General features: G+C 58.2%; 15 protein-coding genes and 1 tRNA gene. 4 read left to right on the top strand and 12 right to left on the bottom strand.

Annotated elements, in window-relative coordinates:
* Positions 1-9: 9 nt before the first annotated feature.
* Positions 10-1,263, bottom strand: a complete 1,254-nt coding sequence (locus QP891_RS01955; RefSeq protein WP_284770663.1) for a M18 family aminopeptidase — start codon at positions 1,261-1,263, stop codon at positions 10-12.
* A 46-nt stretch (positions 1,264-1,309) separates the two neighbouring features.
* On the opposite strand from QP891_RS01955, the gene QP891_RS01950 reads away from it, so the two are divergent.
* The gene (locus QP891_RS01950) at positions 1,310-2,131 is read left to right on the top strand and encodes a RecB family exonuclease (RefSeq protein ID WP_284816858.1); all 822 of its coding nucleotides are present in this window, start codon (positions 1,310-1,312) and stop codon (positions 2,129-2,131) included.
* Positions 2,132-2,137: 6 nt separating this feature from the next.
* Here the strand turns inward: QP891_RS01950 and QP891_RS01945 are convergent, their stop codons facing one another.
* From QP891_RS01945 to QP891_RS01905, 9 genes are all read right to left on the bottom strand, one after another.
* Positions 2,138-3,805 (bottom strand): formate--tetrahydrofolate ligase, encoded by a 1,668-nt coding sequence (locus QP891_RS01945; protein WP_284770661.1) that lies wholly within the window; start codon positions 3,803-3,805, stop codon positions 2,138-2,140.
* A 149-nt stretch (positions 3,806-3,954) separates the two neighbouring features.
* On the bottom strand, positions 3,955-5,262 hold the full coding sequence (locus QP891_RS01940) for an anaerobic C4-dicarboxylate transporter (protein WP_284770660.1): 1,308 nt from the start codon (positions 5,260-5,262) through the stop codon (positions 3,955-3,957).
* Positions 5,263-5,621: 359 nt separating this feature from the next.
* The gene (gene aspA / locus QP891_RS01935; RefSeq protein ID WP_284770659.1) at positions 5,622-7,181 is read right to left on the bottom strand and encodes an aspartate ammonia-lyase; all 1,560 of its coding nucleotides are present in this window, start codon (positions 7,179-7,181) and stop codon (positions 5,622-5,624) included.
* Between the two features lie 111 nt (positions 7,182-7,292).
* Positions 7,293-8,138 (bottom strand): ATP phosphoribosyltransferase, encoded by an 846-nt coding sequence (gene hisG, locus QP891_RS01930; protein WP_284770658.1) that lies wholly within the window; start codon positions 8,136-8,138, stop codon positions 7,293-7,295.
* 43 nt (positions 8,139-8,181) lie between these two features.
* The gene (locus tag QP891_RS01925) at positions 8,182-8,445 is read right to left on the bottom strand and encodes a phosphoribosyl-ATP diphosphatase (RefSeq protein ID WP_005279188.1); all 264 of its coding nucleotides are present in this window, start codon (positions 8,443-8,445) and stop codon (positions 8,182-8,184) included.
* 43 nt (positions 8,446-8,488) lie between these two features.
* Positions 8,489-9,211, bottom strand: a complete 723-nt coding sequence (locus QP891_RS01920) for an HAD family hydrolase (RefSeq protein WP_284770657.1) — start codon at positions 9,209-9,211, stop codon at positions 8,489-8,491.
* Positions 9,212-9,337: 126 nt separating this feature from the next.
* A complete protein-coding gene (locus QP891_RS01915; RefSeq protein WP_284770656.1) occupies positions 9,338-9,721 on the bottom strand; it encodes a hypothetical protein in 384 nt (127 codons plus the stop codon).
* A 24-nt stretch (positions 9,722-9,745) separates the two neighbouring features.
* Complete coding sequence (gene mshC, locus QP891_RS01910; RefSeq protein ID WP_284770655.1) at positions 9,746-10,984, bottom strand: cysteine--1-D-myo-inosityl 2-amino-2-deoxy-alpha-D-glucopyranoside ligase; 1,239 nt, start codon at positions 10,982-10,984, stop codon at positions 9,746-9,748.
* Positions 10,985-11,017: 33 nt separating this feature from the next.
* Positions 11,018-11,872 (bottom strand): undecaprenyl-diphosphate phosphatase, encoded by an 855-nt coding sequence (locus QP891_RS01905; protein WP_284816857.1) that lies wholly within the window; start codon positions 11,870-11,872, stop codon positions 11,018-11,020.
* A 66-nt stretch (positions 11,873-11,938) separates the two neighbouring features.
* Here QP891_RS01905 and QP891_RS01900 point away from each other — a divergent pair, with 66 nt between their 5' ends.
* Both QP891_RS01900 and QP891_RS01895 read left to right on the top strand, forming a co-directional pair.
* Positions 11,939-12,991, top strand: coding sequence for an NHL repeat-containing protein (locus QP891_RS01900; RefSeq protein ID WP_284770653.1), 1,053 nt, complete (start codon positions 11,939-11,941; stop codon positions 12,989-12,991).
* 3 nt (positions 12,992-12,994) lie between these two features.
* A complete protein-coding gene (locus QP891_RS01895; protein WP_284770652.1) occupies positions 12,995-14,110 on the top strand; it encodes a quinone-dependent dihydroorotate dehydrogenase in 1,116 nt (371 codons plus the stop codon).
* 64 nt (positions 14,111-14,174) lie between these two features.
* Here the strand turns inward: QP891_RS01895 and QP891_RS01890 are convergent, their stop codons facing one another.
* Together QP891_RS01890 and QP891_RS01885 are read right to left on the bottom strand one after the other, a co-directional pair.
* Complete coding sequence (locus tag QP891_RS01890; RefSeq protein ID WP_284770651.1) at positions 14,175-14,567, bottom strand: hypothetical protein; 393 nt, start codon at positions 14,565-14,567, stop codon at positions 14,175-14,177.
* Positions 14,567-15,106: a YbhB/YbcL family Raf kinase inhibitor-like protein gene (locus QP891_RS01885; protein WP_284770650.1), complete on the bottom strand. Its 540-nt coding sequence runs from the start codon at positions 15,104-15,106 to the stop codon at positions 14,567-14,569. Before QP891_RS01885 ends, QP891_RS01890 begins: the two co-directional genes overlap by 1 nt.
* 238 nt (positions 15,107-15,344) lie before the next feature.
* Between QP891_RS01885 and QP891_RS01880 the strand changes: the two genes are divergently transcribed.
* Positions 15,345-15,430, top strand: a tRNA-Leu gene (locus tag QP891_RS01880).
* Positions 15,431-15,488 lie beyond the last annotated feature (58 nt).

Here is a 15,488-nt window from a genome sequence, read left to right as displayed (position 1 = left end):
TGTGGGAAACTAACCCTTCAAGTATGCCTCAAGTGCCCGCGAGAGCCATACTTGGTCCTGCTCGCCCACCATCTCGCGCGCGGAGTGCATCGATAGCATCGGCACGCCCACATCGACGGTGTCGATGCCCAATCGCGTTGCGGTAATGGGGCCGATGGTCGATCCGCACGGCACATCGTTATTGCCCACGAAACGCTGCACCGGAACCCCAGCCGTGGCACACGCGGTCTCCCACAACGCGATCGTCTGCGCATCGGAGGCATAGCGCTGGTTGCCATTGATCTTGGTCACTGGGCCCTGCCCAATGATCGGCTGGTGGGTGGGATCGTGCTTATCCGTGTAATTGGGGTGCACCGAGTGCGCGGCATCGGCAGACACGCAGCTTGAGCGGGCGAACATCTGGAATCGCTCTTCCTCATTGGCCCCCAGCGCGCGGGCAGTGCGGGTCAACACGTCCTGCAGGATGGGCCCGGCGGCACCATAGCGGGAGCTCGATCCCACTTCCTCGTGGTCAAAGGCCATCATAACCAAAATATCGGAGCCGTCATAGTCCTGCGCAGCGCTCTGCATAGCCTCCAGCGAGGCATGCACCGAAGACAAGTTATCCATGCGGCCAGCCGCGATAAACTTTTCGCCCGCGCCAAAGACCGCGCCTCGGGCGGCATCGGCCGTAATCAGGTTGAAGGACGCGATATCCTGCTTGGCAATGCCCGCCTGCTCCCCCACCACCTGCAGGATCGACGCATCTTCATCGCCCACCGTCAGCACCGGCTGCATGTGCTTTTGCCGGTCCGGTTTGAACTCATCCTTGCGGTACAGGTGGATAGCTAACGAAGGAAGGCGCAGAACTGGGCCCGTATTCACGAGGTGCTGGTGCCCATCCGTGGTCACAACTTGGCCGGCGACGTTAAGTTCGCGGTCAAACCACGTGTGCAGCAAGGCGCCGCCGTAGATTTCTACCGCGACCTGCTGCCAGCCTGCAGCAGAAAAATCGGGCGTGGGCTTAAGCGCCAGCCCCGGCGAATCAGTATGCGAACCGATAACGCGGAAACCGGTATTCTTATCGGCGCCTTCCGGCACGTACCACGCGGCAACTGCACCGCCGCGGACCATCACGTGCCCGCCCGGTGCCGCCGACCAGTCCTCACGCTCATCCTGGACCTGGAAACCAGATTCTTGCAGCTGGCGCGCTACCTCATGCGCGGCGTGGTACGACGACGGCGAAGCCGCCAAGAAATCAAGGAACTTATCGGTATAACTCATACCTTCTAGCTTGCCACGAAACTATCGGCGATAGGCTAGGTACACCATGGCTACTTCATCTACTCCCCGCCCTCTTGCCCTGTCGCCCTCGCGCGCCTCCGACTACCAGCAGTGCCCTCTGCTCTACCGTTTCCGGGCCATCGACAAGATTCCCGAACCCAAGACCATCGCCCAAGTTAAGGGAACCCTGGTCCACGCGGTCCTAGAAGAAACGCATAAACTCCCGCGCGAAGAGCGCACTTACCCAGCCGCAGTAAAGATGATTAAGCCAAGCTGGGCCGCGATGACAGAACAGGACGCTGAATTGCTCGAGCTCGTGCCCGATGACGAGACGTATGATTTCTTCGTCGCCGCCCGCGAGCTGCTCAAAGGCTATTTCCAGATGGAAAACCCGCAGGGCTTCGACTGCCAAGAAACCGAGATGTATGTCAATACGGTTCTTCCCAACGGCGTGCCCGTGCGCGGGTTTATTGACCGCGTGGACCGCGCCCCCACCGGCGAGGTGCGCGTCGTGGATTATAAAACGGGCAAGAAACCAGCACCGCGCTTTTCCCACAGCGCCCAATTCCAGATGCGGTTTTATGCCCTAGTGTATTGGCGCCTGTTGGGAACAATCCCCCACCAGCTACGGCTGATGTATCTAAAGGTGCTGGATTCGATGTTTTTAGCCCCTAACCAGGAGGAACTCGAATACTTCGAGCGCGATCTAGGCCAGCTGTGGGCCAAGATTGAGGCCGATGGGCGCGCCGGGGATTTTCGCCCGAAACGCTCCAAGCTCTGTAATTGGTGCGCGCATCAGGCGATCTGCCCCGAATTTGGCGGCACGCCGCCGGAGTACCCGGGTTGGCCGGGCTCCGCGGCGGATTAACTCCTTTTAGAACAGTCCGGATACCGTGCCATCGGCGGCGACGTCGATATTATTGGCCGCCGGCTTCTTGGGCAGGCCCGGCATGGTCATCACGTTGCCGGTAAGCACCACGATAAACCCCGAACCGGTGCGCGGCAGTAGCTCGCGCACGTGCAGCGTGTGGCCTTCCGGAGCGCCCAATGCGGTTGCTTCATCCGAGAAGGAATACTGCGTCTTGGAAATGACCACGGGTAATTTATCCCAGCCATTGTCCTTGATGTATTGCAAGTCCTTCACAGCCTTTGAGCCGTATTCCACGCGGTCCGCGCGGTAGATCTCGCGGGCGATGGTCTCGATGGAGGCCTCGATGCCTTCTTCAGGATCATAGAGCTGCTGCGCGCCGCCCTCGAGGTTCTCCAGCAAGGTCTCGGCCAGCTTCGTCGCTCCCGCGCCGCCTTCGGCCCAGACGTTGGCCTCTTCCAAGGCCACGCCGAAGTCGTTGGCCCAATCGCGCATGAACTGGCGCTCCGCTTCGGTATCGGACCAGAAGAGGTTTAGCGCGACGACGGGCTTGATCCCAAACTTGCGCAGGTTTTCTACGTGGCGCTCAAGGTTGACGATGCCCTTCTGCAGAGCCTCAACATTTTCCTCGGTGAGCTTATCCTTGGCAACGCCCCCGTTGTACTTCTGCGAGCGGATCGTCGCCACGACCACTGCGCCAGCCACGTCTAGGTCACCAAACCGGGACTTGATATCCATAAACTTCTCGCCGCCGAGATCCGCGCCGAAGCCGGCCTCAGACAGCACGATATCGCCGAACTGCAGGGCAGTCTGCGTCGCCAGCAAGGAGCTGCAGCCGTGCGCGATATTGGCGAAGGGGCCACCGTGCACGAGTGCGGGCACCCCGCCGAGAGTTTGCACGAGGTTCGGGTTCAAGGCATCGCGCATCAGCGCGGTCAGCGCGCCTTCCGCATCGAGCTCGCGCGCGGCCACCGGCCGCTGGTCATAGGTGAACCCGACGGTAATATCGCCGAGCCGCTGCTTGAGGTCTTCGAGGCTCGTAGCCAAACACAAAATCGCCATGATCTCGGAGGCCGCCGTAATGGTAAAGCCCGTTTCTGCCGGCACGCCGTGTGCCGATCCGCCGAGGCCGGTCACCACATTGCGCAATGCGCGGTCGTTCACGTCGACGCAGCGCTGCCACGTCACGCGGCGCGGGTCGATGCCCAGCTGGTTGCCCTGGTGAATGTGATTGTCGATGATGGCCGCAAGCGTATTCGTAGCCGCGGCAATGGCGTGGAAGTCACCGGTGAAGTGCAGGTTGATATCCTCCATCGGCACAATCTGGGCGTAGCCACCGCCCGCGGCACCACCCTTGATACCCATTACCGGGCCTTGGGATGGCTCACGGAGGGCCACGATGGCCTTCTTCCCGATCTGATCCAGCGCATCGGTCAAGCCGATGAGGACCGTAGATTTTCCTTCCCCGGCAGGTGTTGGGGACACTCCTGTCACCAACACGAGCTTGCCGCGCTTATCCTTGGCGTAGTCCACCTTAGTGATATCCACCTTGGCTTTTGTGGAACCAAAAGGAATTACTGCATCTTCTGGGATTCCTGCTTTGTCTGCGATTTCCGCAATCGGCTGTAGGTTATGGGCTTGAGCGATTTCAACATCGGATGGCTGCGTAGTCATGGCACCTACCCTACCGATTTCTGACATTAGCCAAGTCGCATGGGGGTATAAACTGTGAGGCAGAACATTTCTTTTGGTGAAGATTCCACATAAAAGTGGCGCCCTCTCCGCGGAGAAGACGCCACAAGGACCTCGAGTTCGAAGACTCGCTAAATGATTACCGCACCGAGTGCGTAGCCAAGGAGCACGGAACCGACGATGCTGACCACGCCGGGGATAAGGAATGGGTGGTTGAATACGGCCTTGCCGATCTTGGTCGTGCCCGTATCATCCATTTCGACAGCTGCCAGCAACGTTGGGTACGTCGGCAGGATGAACAGAGCAGATACTGCTGGGAATGCGGCCACGGCGGTAACCGGGTTAACACCTAGCGCCAATGCGGCGGGCATGAGCGCCTTAGTGGTAGCAGCCTGCGAGTACAGCAGGGCTGCGGCGAAGAAGAGCACCACTGCCAGCAACCATGGCGAAGCTTCGATGACGTCGCCGGCCAGCGCTTGAATATCGTCCAAGTAGTGGTTGATCAAGGTGGTTCCCAACCACGCAACACCCAGCACACAGATGCAGGCGGACATACCCGATTTAAATACCGGAGTATTGAGCACGTCGCCGGTCGGAATCTTGGTTTTCAAGACGATGATCGTCGCGGCCGAGAGCATGACGGTCATGATTGCCTCATTGCGCGGCAACGTGGGATCCGTAATCAGGCCAACTTGTTCGGAAGAAATGGTAGCCCACGCCATGACGACGACGATGGCGATGAGAAAGATGACTACGGAAGACTTAGCGCCTTCCTTTGGCTCATATTTACTAGCACCAATCGGTTCTTTGACTAGGCCTTGGGCCTTGCGCTCTTGGTACACAGGATCATCTTCTAGTTCCTTGCCAAACTTATTGGCAAGCCAAGCTGCCGGGAAGATGGACAGGAAGGTAGCTGGAATCAACACACCGAGCACCTGGAGGTACCCCACCCCCATGGGCTCAAGTAGACCAGCCAGGATGACAACTGCAGCAGAAATCGGCGAGGCACAGATACCCATCTGCGCAGCGACAACCGCGATAGATAGCGGGCGCGACGGGCGAACCTTGCCTTCCTTGGCTACCTCTACGATGACCGGCAACGTGGAAAAGGACGTGTGCCCGGTACCGGCCAAGACCGTCATCAACCAGGTCACAATGGGTGCGTAAAACGTAATCTTTTTGGGGTTTTTGCGCAGGAACTTCTCGGCCACGTGAACCAAATAGTCCATGCCGCCGGCCTTTTGCATGGCGGCGATGGCCGCAATCACCGTCATAATAATGGCGATGACGTCGAACGGAATGTCTTCCCTGGTTACGGGAACTCCCGTAACGCCCAAAAGGAGAACGCCTAGGCCGCCGGCCATGCCGATGCCTATGGACCCAATTCTCGCACCCAGGATAATGGCCGCGAGAACGATGACAATATGAATAATAACCATGGATACGCTCCACACGTTCTCAACTACACGTGGTGGACCCGCCTTAGCCTGCCGGTCGTGGACCACCCTTACACTTCTATTTTGCCCTGAATATGTTGCTTTATTTACATATTCCGCCCGTTTGTGCTGCTTCCCACATGTGTTCTACCTCGCGTTATAAACCGTTCGGTATATTTCCATGCCACTGCACTATGGAACCGTGAGACACCAGTCAGGCATTCACGTAAGAGACCGCACACACCATGGAATACTTTTCCGCTTTCCACGGAAAAGTAAACACGGTGTGTGCGGAATGGTGGGCGCCTCCATGAGGATGGGCATCGCCCACCTCATGCGGCACTACGGATCGCGAACTTTACTTAGTTGTCATCGAGGAAAAGCTGACCGCGAAATTCTGGGTGCATCAGGTTTTCAACCGACAGGACCTTGTTCAGCGTTGCTTCATCAAGTAAACCCTTCTCCAGCACGAGTTCCTTGACGCCCTTGCCGGTCTTGAGGGATTCCTTTGCAACCTCATCACCGTTGTGGTGGCCAATAAATGGGTTCAAGTAGGTAACGATACCGATGGAGTTCTCCACGTACTGGCGGCACACATCAGCGTTGGCAGTAATACCGGTGACGCACTTCTCACGCAGCGCGTCGACCGCGTTGCCCATGATGCGGATGGACTGGAACAGTGCCTCACCGATGACCGGCTCCATCACGTTGAGCTGCAGCTGGCCTGCCTCTGCAGCCATGGTCACAACGTGGTCATTGCCGAAGATCTTGAAGCAGGTCTGGTTGACAACCTCTGGGATAACCGGGTTGACCTTACCCGGCATGATGGAGGAACCTGCCTGGCGGGCGGGCAGGTTGATCTCGCCTAGGCCAGCGCGCGGGCCAGAGGAAAGCAGGCGCAAGTCATTACAGATCTTGGAGAGCTTCATGGCAGCGCGCTTGATGGCAGAGTGCAAGAAGACGTAGGCACCGCAGTCAGAGGTGGCCTCGATAAGGTCGCTTGCAGTCTTCATCTCCAGACCAGTGACCTCAGACAGGGCGGCGGTTACCTGGTGACGGTAGCCGGCTGGAGTGTTAACACCGGTGCCGATGGCGGTTGCACCGAGGTTGATCTGCAGCAAGCGGCTCTGTGCGTCGCGCAGAACGGCCTGCTCCTCGTTCAGGTTATTAGCAAAGCCCTTGAATTCATCGCCCAAAGTCATGGGGACGGCATCCTGCAGCTGGGTGCGGCCCATCTTCAGGATGTCTTGGAACTCATTGCCCTTGTCCTGGAATGCGGAACGCAGGCTGTCGATGCGCACGATGAGGTCATCGATGGCAGCGTACAGGCCCAGACGGAAGCCAGTTGGGTAAGCGTCGTTGGTGGACTGGGACATGTTGACATCGTCATTGGGGTTGATGATGTCGTAGGAGCCCTTCTCCTCCCCCAAGTGCTCAAGTGCCAGGTTGGCAACGACCTCATTGGTGTTCATGTTCAACGAGGTGCCGGCACCGCCCTGGAATACATCGAGCGGGAATTGGTCCATGCAGCGACCCTCGTCCAAGATCTGGTCACAAGCCCAGATGATGGCCTCTGCCTTCTTCTTTGGCAGCACGTGCAGGCGTCGGTTGGCCATTGCGGCGGCCTTCTTGACCTTCACCATGCCGCGGATGAAGTGCGGAATGGTGTTAATGGTCACGTAGGAAATCTGGAAGTTATCCATCGCGCGGACGGTGTGGACACCAAAGTAGGCGTCAGCAGGAATTTCCAAATCACCGATCAGGTCGGTTTCCGTACGAGTGTTTTTGCTCGACGTCTTTGGTTTCTTCTGCTCAGCTACCTTTTGCTGTGCAGAATGGGTGGTCTTATCCTCCTGCTTATCCTCCGCTTGCTTTGCGGCAGACTTAGTGTCTTTTTCTTCTTTCTTAGACGACTTTGCCATGATGGCGCGGCTCCTTTGCCTGTCGAGAATGATGTCCGAGTGAATAATCTCAAGCGCCAATGGTAGCCACGTTTCGCCCCAGTTGGGACGACCAAGAATTTAATACTCCCCCTAAAAGCGGGCAATACGGAGATCGGAAGCCAAAATTGCCTCCGCACCGAGTTGGGAAAGTCGATCCATAATCTGGTTGGCTTCCTTTTGCGGAACCATCGCACGAACCGCCACCCAGTCCTGTCGCGCCAACGGTGAAACCGTCGGCCCAGTCAGGCCCGGAGTAACACCAGCTGCTTTGTCCAGATTTGCTTCCGCGATGTTGTAATCGATCATGAGGTAGGTGCGGGCGTGCAAAATACCTTGGATGCGGCCCAAGACAACCTGCTCTTCCGGCGTCACCTCTGCATCGTGGCGTTTAATGACGACAGCTTCCGAGCTGACGATGGGCTCACCAAAGGGTGCCAAACCCTGCTGTCGCAGCGTAGTACCAGTTGACACGACATCGGCAATGGCATCGGCCACACCTAAGTGGATGGATATTTCCACCGCGCCATCGAGACGGATCACATCGGCGGAAATCCCCTTCTCCGCCAAGTCCTGTCGGACCAAATTCGGGTACGACGTTGCTACGCGCTTGCCCTCAAGATGAGAGATATCCCACCCTTCTCCTTGGGGTGCGGCGTAGCGGAATGTTGAGTCACCGAAGCCAAGTGAGAGGACTTCTTTAAATTGGGCGTTGGAATCGATCGCCAAATCGCGCCCTGTGATCCCGAGGTCGAGCACGCCGCGGGCGACATAGATTGCGATATCCTTCGGGCGGAGGAAGAAAAATTCCACCCCATTGTCTAGATCCACCACATTTAGGGTTTTGGAGTGACCGCGTCCCTTGTATCCGGCCTCACCAAGGATTTCTAAAGCCGCTTCTGATAGGGAACCTTTATTTGGTACTGCAATTTTGATCATGCTGTTCTCCAGGAAGTCTGCTCCACCGCAGGTGGGCAACAAGTTATAGGTATTTATAAATATCTTCAGGCCGCAGGCCGCGCTTAATCATCATGACCTGCGTCCAATAGATAAGCTGCGACATTTCTTCCGCCAGTTCCTCGTCGGACTGGTATTCGGCGGCGATCCATACTTCGCCTGCCTCTTCGATGATCTTTTTGCCAATATGATGGGCGCCTTCTTCCAACGCCTGGACGGTCCCAGAGCCCTCGGGCTTCTGGTCTGCTTTGTTCAGTAGCTCAGCAAAAAGTGTCTCAAAATCCTTCACAGCTACCTATTGTTCCACAGGTAAGCGGTCAATGCGAAGGGTTTTATTTCATTTCCTGGATAGCCCGGAACCATTCATAGACATCTACATGGCGTGCGCCCGCAAGGTGGCGAGAATCGCGCAGCCGGGAGATCTCCACTACCCCCTCCGGTACTTCCACGCCTTCATCCTCGGGCAAACCGATAACGGTGCACCCCGCGGCAACGGCCGCGCGCATACCGGCCGGAGAGTCTTCGAATACGAGGCACTGAGCCGGATCAAGTTGAAGGCGCCGAGCCGCTTCCAAGTACATGTCCGGAGCGGGCTTGCCGGTGGGGACTTCATCACCGCAAATAGTGTCCACGAAATACTCCCGGCCTATTACCGCGATGGCTGCGTCCGCGACGTCACGATCCGTATTCGTCGTGACCATCATCGGCATGCCGTCTCGGTGCAGCGAGGTTAAAAGCTCCGGGATTCCGGGAAAGATTTCTAGGCGGCCCGCAAAAAGAGTCTTCATATAATCAAACATCTTGCGCCGGTAGGCTTCGACGTCGCCTTCGCCCAAGGAAACTCCCGCATTGGCAGCGCAAATGCGCAGCGTCGTAGGAAAGGTAGCCCCGACCGTATCCATGCGTTGCCTGGGTGTCAGGCGCTTGCCCAGCACTTCCGAAAGATAGTACGTCGCCTCACCCCACAAGGGCTCTGAGTTGGTCAAGGTGCCATCCATATCCCAGAAAATCGCCGCGGGACGGGACAAAGGCTGGGAATCACTTTCTGTGGTCATACACACTCCACCGGCTTTTCCGGCATAGAACTACGGCCCAACGGGGAGGAAATATTCGCGCTGCGCGGTGATCAATCAACGTCACCGTAGAAATTTACCCACAGTAGGCTGCAGCCGTAAAGGTTTTTAGAAGTCCAACTCGGGGATCTGTGAGAGTGCCTCATCATCGGCACCGGTAGCCGCAGAAGCGTTGTACATAAGCTCGGCGATTTCTTCCTTTTCCTCCGGCTCCACCACGGCATCGTGCTGTTTGCGATTAAAGGTAGCGATTTTTTGCACGGTCTTATTCAATACCGCGGCGAGCTGGCCGCCATCAGGATCATCTGGCAAACCGTCCAGCCCATCCAACATCTGCTCGAGATGGCCTTTAAGTTCTGGGAGCACCGCCGCATCAAACGGCGCCTCCCAGAACTCTTTTTCCTCGTCCTTGAGGTAATTGCCGGTAGCAAAGGACTTCAGATCAGCAATGAACTCATCAACGGTGGGTTGGAAATCTGCGCGAATGCTCATGCTGTCGATATTGCCCTAAGTTGGCTAAGCCCGCACGCCGAGCAGCGAATCAAGTGCGGTACGCACCAACTGCGCAGCCCCTTCCTCGTCCTCGCCACGGTCACTGCCTGCCCAATTGTCGATGGCGCGCAGCGCGGCGGGGGTATCGAGGTCATCGGCAAGCGCTTGGCGAAGCCCCGCTACCGCATCCTCCGCAGCCGACAGGGACCCAGGGGCCTCCAGGGCGGTCCGCCAGGTGGCCAGGCGGGTCTTGGCTTGGTCGAGCACCTCATCGGACCAATCCCGCTCGGCGCGGTAGTGGCCGGAGAATACGCCGAGGCGGATGGCGGAGGGGTCCTCGCCCTGTTCCACGAGCTTGTGGACGAAGACCAGGTTGCCCAGGGACTTAGACATTTTCACGCCGTCGAGGCCGATCATTCCGGTGTGGACGTAGAACTGCGCCATGCGGTCTACGCCCAAGGCGGCCTCTGCATGCGCGGCGGAAAATTCGTGGTGCGGGAACTTCAGATCGCTGCCGCCGCCTTGGATATCAAAGGTGCTGCCCAAGTAGTTGGTGGCAATGGCAGAGCACTCGATGTGCCAGCCGGGGCGGCCTGGACCGAAGGGAGACTCCCACGCCGGCTCACCTTCGCGGTGGGCACGCCAAATCAGGGCATCCATGGGGTGCTTCTTGCCTGGACGATCGGGGTCCCCGCCGCGCTCGGCAAAAAATTCCTGCATCTGTTCCATCGAGTAGTTGGATTCATAACCAAATTCCTCGGTGGCATCGATGGAGGCATATACATCCGGGTACTCAGGGTCATCGACCACGTAGGCGGCGCCGTTATCCAATAGTTTTTGCACCATGTCCACTATCTCATCGACTGCTTCCATGGCACCAATGAAGTGCTGCGGCGGAATGACCGATAAAAGCGCCATATCGGAGCGGAAAAGGTCAATCTGGGAGGTGCCGAGTTCGCGCCAATCAACGCCGTCGCGCTCCGCGCGCTCAAAGAGTGGGTCATCGACGTCGGTGATATTTTGCGCGTAATAAACCTTCTTGCCTGCATCCAAGAACTGCCGGTAAATCAGGTCAAAAGTGAGATAGGTGGCTGCGTGACCCAAGTGGGTCGAATCATACGGGGTAATGCCGCACACGTACATGGTGGCGGTATCCCCCTTTACCTGCACGGGGGCCTTGGTTTGATTCGCGGAATCGTAGAGATAGAGCTGTGCCGCATCGCCTGGGACGGGGCTAAAAGAAGGTGTTGGCCAAGAATGCATGGCACCTATACTAACGCTTCTTTATGGGTGGATTTAAATGGGCTGTAGGACTCCCAAGGCCAGCAGAATCATCACGATAATGCCTACTGGGATGCGGTAGGCCGCGAACCACGCAAAGGAGTGGTTGCCTACGAAGTTCAGCAACCACGCGATCGAGGCGTAGCCCAAGGCAAAGGCGATGCCGGTACCGACGAGCAGCTGCATACCGGAAGCGGCTTGGCCGGCCTCGGGTGCGAAGGCATCAGGAAGCGAAAAAAGCCCCGACGCCAGTACTGCCGGAATGGCCAAGAGGAAGCTAAAGCGCGTGGCCACCTCGCGATCGAGCCCCAAGAAAAGACCACCGGAAATGGTGCCGCCCGAACGTGACACGCCAGGAATCAACGCCAAGCACTGGCACAGACCCATGATGATGGCATCTTTCATCGTCAGCTCCTCAAAACCGCGCTTTTTGGAGCCGACGCGCTCTGCGGCGATGAAGACGAAGGAGAAGACGATCAGCATCGTGGCGGTGATCCACAGGTTGCGCAGCGCCCCACGAATGGCGTCTTCAAAGACCAAACCGATGACGCCGATGGGAATGGATCCGACGATGACCATCCAGCCCATGCGCCAGTCCTGCCCGTGCGAGGCGGGATTGGTCCACCCGCGGAACCACCCGGATAGGATTTGCCAGATCATCGGGGCGAAATAGACCAGCACGGCAAGCTCGGTGCCGAGCTGGATAACGGCGGTAAAAGAAGCGCCGGCGTCGTTGCCCCAAAAGAGCTCAGAAACAATGCGCAGGTGCCCCGAGGAGCTTACTGGGAGAAACTCCGTAAGGCCCTGCACAATGGATAAGACGATAACTTGTGCCCAAGAAACTGCTTCGGTCGCGGTATCAGAAATCACCCGCCATACACTACCGTCGCGCACGGCTTCGGGAAATCACAACGCGCGCTGTTAGGATAAGTATCCGTGAAATCACGATCCCGCTCCACACTCGTACTATCCAGCTTGCTAGCACTCTCCACTGCTGCGCTGGCCGCCTGCGATTCCAGCGTGGGCGTAGGCGGTGATCCCGAAACCGCGGTAAAGGGCAACGCCACCCCGGCCGCTTCTCCGAGCGACACCGATCCTGCCGGTACGGTCATCGACTTCGATGAAGACATCACGGATCTGGCCGCGGTCAAAGATACGATTGCCGTTCGCACCGCGGACCAGGTGCGCATTGGCAGCCAGGATGACTTTGCCGCCAAGAAGGCCAAGAGCATCGATGTCGATTCCACCTGCGGCGATTTGAGCTCCTCCGAATCTGGATTCGTCTTGGCTTGCCCGAATAAGGTCCTGCTTATCGATCCTTCTGCGCCGGATTCACCGGAAGAAATCAAGATGGAGGAGGACTTCCAGGTCACCGCCGCGACCCAACTTTCCACCGGCGAAGTCTTTGTCACCGCGAGCGACTCCGCTGTGGTCGGCCGGTACAAGGATGACACGCGGGACGGTGAAATCTCCGTCGAGGCCGGCTCGGACCAGATGCTCGCCGTTCCCAATGCGGATGGCGATGACGGGATTGTGCGCATTCAGCGTTCGGATTCCACGATCCAGAATATCGATTGGCCCAATGACCGCGCCGGCGGCCGGTTGCGCGCTGGCCAGGGTGTCGGCCAAATCGCGGTGGGTAATAACGGCGTCGTGCTCGCCTCCGATACCGAGGGCGGCCGGATCGCAGTCTATACTTCCGATGACGTCGTCCGCCTGCACCAATACGGCGTGGTCGACGGTACCCCGTGGGCGGTGGCCTGGGATGACTCGCGCGAGCTCGCATGGGTCACCACCACCGATAACAACATCGCACACGCCTATTCCATTGACAAGGGCGTTCCCGAATCCCGCGGCGAGATTGCCACGCTTGCCGATGCCCAAAATATTTCCGCTCTTTCCAATGGCACCATCGTGGTTGCCTCCGCATCCGGCCAGGGGCTGCAGTTCGTGGCGGATCCACACCTGACAAAGGCAAAGGAGTCTTAATCCATGGTTTCGACCTTCGATTCGCTGCGCAAAGGCGCCTATCAGCTGGCGCTGCGCGGGATGTTTCGCTTAAGCCCCGAGCGCATCCACGGCATTATCAACTCTGGCCTCCACGGTCTGCACGCGGCAGGGCCTGCCAATCGCGCGCTTGGCCGCATCCTGCCGGTCAACGATCCGGTCTTGACACAGGAAGTATGCGGGATCACCTTCCCACGCCCGCTTGGCCTGGCGGCTGGGTTTGATAAAAACGCCGCTGCCGCCGATGCCTGGTCGCCGCTTGGTTTCGGCTACGCCGAACTGGGCACCGTCACGGCGCAGGCGCAGCCGGGCAACCCGACTCCCCGCCTCTTCCGCCTCAAACAAGATTCCGCCATCTTAAACCGGATGGGTTTTAATAATGAGGGCGCTGCCGCCGTAGCAGAAAACCTGCGCAAGCGCCGGTACAACGACGTCATCGGTATTAATATCGGCAAAACCAAGATCACACCGGCAGAACGCGCCGTGGATGATTACCGCCGCTCCGCTTCCGTTTTAGGCGGTCTGGCGAACTACCTGGTGGTCAATGTCTCCTCCCCCAATACTCCCGGGCTGCGGGACCTGCAGGCGGTCGAATCGCTTCGCCCCATCCTGCGCGCCGTGCAAGAATCCACCGATGTTCCCGTCATGGTCAAAATCGCGCCGGACCTATCGGATGCCGATGTCGATGCCGTCGCCGATCTCGCCGTGGAACTGGGCCTTGCCGGCATCGTCGCCACCAATACCACCATCTCCCGCGAGGGACTGAATACTCCCCGCGCGGAGGTAGAAGCCCTTGGCGCCGGTGGAATTTCCGGCCCACCCGTAGCCGAGCGCTCCTTAGAGGTGCTCCGCCGACTTAACGCGCGCGTGGGCTCGCAGCTTGTTCTGATTTCCGTCGGCGGGATTACCACCCCGGAGCAAGCGTGGGAGCGGATTGCCGCCGGTGCCAGCCTCCTCCAGGGCTATACCGGCCTTATCTACGGTGGTCCGGACTGGATTCGGGATATTCACAGGGGCATCGCCAAGCAAATTCGCGCCCATGGCCTGAACAATATTTCTGAGGCCGTAGGCTCCAATCTGCCGTGGAAGGCGATAAACTAGCAGCCCACCAGATAGCACAATGCCACGTGTATAAACACGTGGCATTGCTTGTTTGAAGGGCTGCTTAAGAGGTCGCCATGACGCTGCGCCGCAAAATTAAGGCACAGATGGCGGACATGCCGGCATAAAAGAGCAGCCAATACTGCTGCTGAATCAGAAGTTCGTGCTGCGGCAGAAAGCGGCTAGCAATGATCAAGGCCACCGCCACTGCCAGGGCGATAATCTGCGCGCGACTACCGGCATGCTCCTTGCTCATCGTGCTGAATGCACCCACCATCACCGCAGCGATAATGATCGCGAGGTTGCTGTAGGTCCAGACAAAGGGTGCGCCCCATCCATCGCTAAAAACGGAGATGAGGGCGAATAGGACCAGCACAAAAGCGACGACCAAAAAAGCGCCGCCCACCCGCAGCGCTGCGGGTGGGGTCACTGGGTTTTTAGGAGCGGAACTCGCCATTACTTGGCCTCGTACCAGCCCCAAAGGATTGCCCGGCCCAATGCGTGGAAGTGCAGGTTGAAGCCGAGGACGGTCGGGGAAGAATCCGGATCGATATCAAGGGTTTCTACGTCTACGGCGTGGACCGCGTAGAGGTAGCGGTGCGGCGCGTGGCCGGCCGGTGGGTTGGCACCAAAATGGGTGCGGTTGCCGGAATCATTGCGCAGGCTAACAACACCGTCGATGCCAAGGTCCTCTGCCGCGCCGGCATTGGTGGGCAGCTCGGAGACATCGGTGGGGATATTAAAAGCGGCCCAGTGCCAGAAACCGGAGGCAGTCGGTGCATCTGGGTCAAAGCAGGTCACCGCCAAAGACTTGGTTCCCTCCGGCAGTCCGGACCATGCCAGCTGTGGGGACACGCTTTCCGGCGCGCGGTGCTTTTCTGGGATCTCATCGCCTTCTACCAAGTCGGTAGAAGACAGCCCGAAGCTGGGGAGATCGCGCAGCGGAGCGTAGGGGTCAGGTCCGGGGAATCGAGTGTCATCTGCATAAGAAGTCATGTACCCCTTTGTACCGCAGATCACACGCGCTTGTCGATGCCCCTCCCACTCACCCCACAACCGTGTGGCTGGTGTCAGGCCGTGCTCCTATCTAGGCGCTGCGGCCTACCAAGTTACAAGGATGTATTTCCCCGCCTTGAAATCGTGCGGTTTATGAGGATTTACCTGGCGATTTGTATTCCGGTAGCGGAACACGATAAAGTTTCGGGGTGCCCAACCGAGAGGTTGTAAACACCCTGCCCGGGTGGCGGAATGGCAGACGCGCTAGCTTGAGGTGCTAGTGTCCTATTAACGGACGTGGGGGTTCAAGTCCCCCTCCGGGCACGCTGTGAAGTCTCGAGACATCGTTCCTATGGTGTCTCGAGATTTTTCTTTTTTGCGG

Origin of the sequence: Corynebacterium sp. MSK310 (genome assembly GCF_030227355.1) — a bacterium.
GTDB lineage: Bacteria > Actinomycetota > Actinomycetes > Mycobacteriales > Mycobacteriaceae > Corynebacterium > Corynebacterium rhinophilum.
Note: the sequence above shows the minus strand (reverse complement) of the source record. Positions and strands in the feature narration are given on the sequence as shown.

What these genes read in the sequence shown, in the direction of transcription:
- QP891_RS01895 (WP_284770652.1), top strand. Translation starts at nt 12,995, where the DNA reads ATGGTTTCGACCTTCGATTCGCTGCGCAAAGGCGCCTATCAGCTGGCG.
- QP891_RS01950 (WP_284816858.1), top strand. Translation starts at nt 1,310, where the DNA reads ATGGCTACTTCATCTACTCCCCGCCCTCTTGCCCTGTCGCCCTCGCGC.
- QP891_RS01885 (WP_284770650.1), bottom strand. Translation starts at nt 15,106, where the DNA reads ATGACTTCTTATGCAGATGACACTCGATTCCCCGGACCTGACCCCTAC.
- QP891_RS01940 (WP_284770660.1), bottom strand. Translation starts at nt 5,262, where the DNA reads ATGGTTATTATTCATATTGTCATCGTTCTCGCGGCCATTATCCTGGGT.
- mshC (WP_284770655.1), bottom strand. Translation starts at nt 10,984, where the DNA reads ATGCATTCTTGGCCAACACCTTCTTTTAGCCCCGTCCCAGGCGATGCG.
- QP891_RS01890 (WP_284770651.1), bottom strand. Translation starts at nt 14,567, where the DNA reads ATGGCGAGTTCCGCTCCTAAAAACCCAGTGACCCCACCCGCAGCGCTG.
- QP891_RS01945 (WP_284770661.1), bottom strand. Translation starts at nt 3,805, where the DNA reads ATGACTACGCAGCCATCCGATGTTGAAATCGCTCAAGCCCATAACCTA.
- hisG (WP_284770658.1), bottom strand. Translation starts at nt 8,138, where the DNA reads ATGATCAAAATTGCAGTACCAAATAAAGGTTCCCTATCAGAAGCGGCT.
- aspA (WP_284770659.1), bottom strand. Translation starts at nt 7,181, where the DNA reads ATGGCAAAGTCGTCTAAGAAAGAAGAAAAAGACACTAAGTCTGCCGCA.
- QP891_RS01915 (WP_284770656.1), bottom strand. Translation starts at nt 9,721, where the DNA reads ATGAGCATTCGCGCAGATTTCCAACCCACCGTTGATGAGTTCATTGCT.
- QP891_RS01955 (WP_284770663.1), bottom strand. Translation starts at nt 1,263, where the DNA reads ATGAGTTATACCGATAAGTTCCTTGATTTCTTGGCGGCTTCGCCGTCG.
- QP891_RS01920 (WP_284770657.1), bottom strand. Translation starts at nt 9,211, where the DNA reads ATGACCACAGAAAGTGATTCCCAGCCTTTGTCCCGTCCCGCGGCGATT.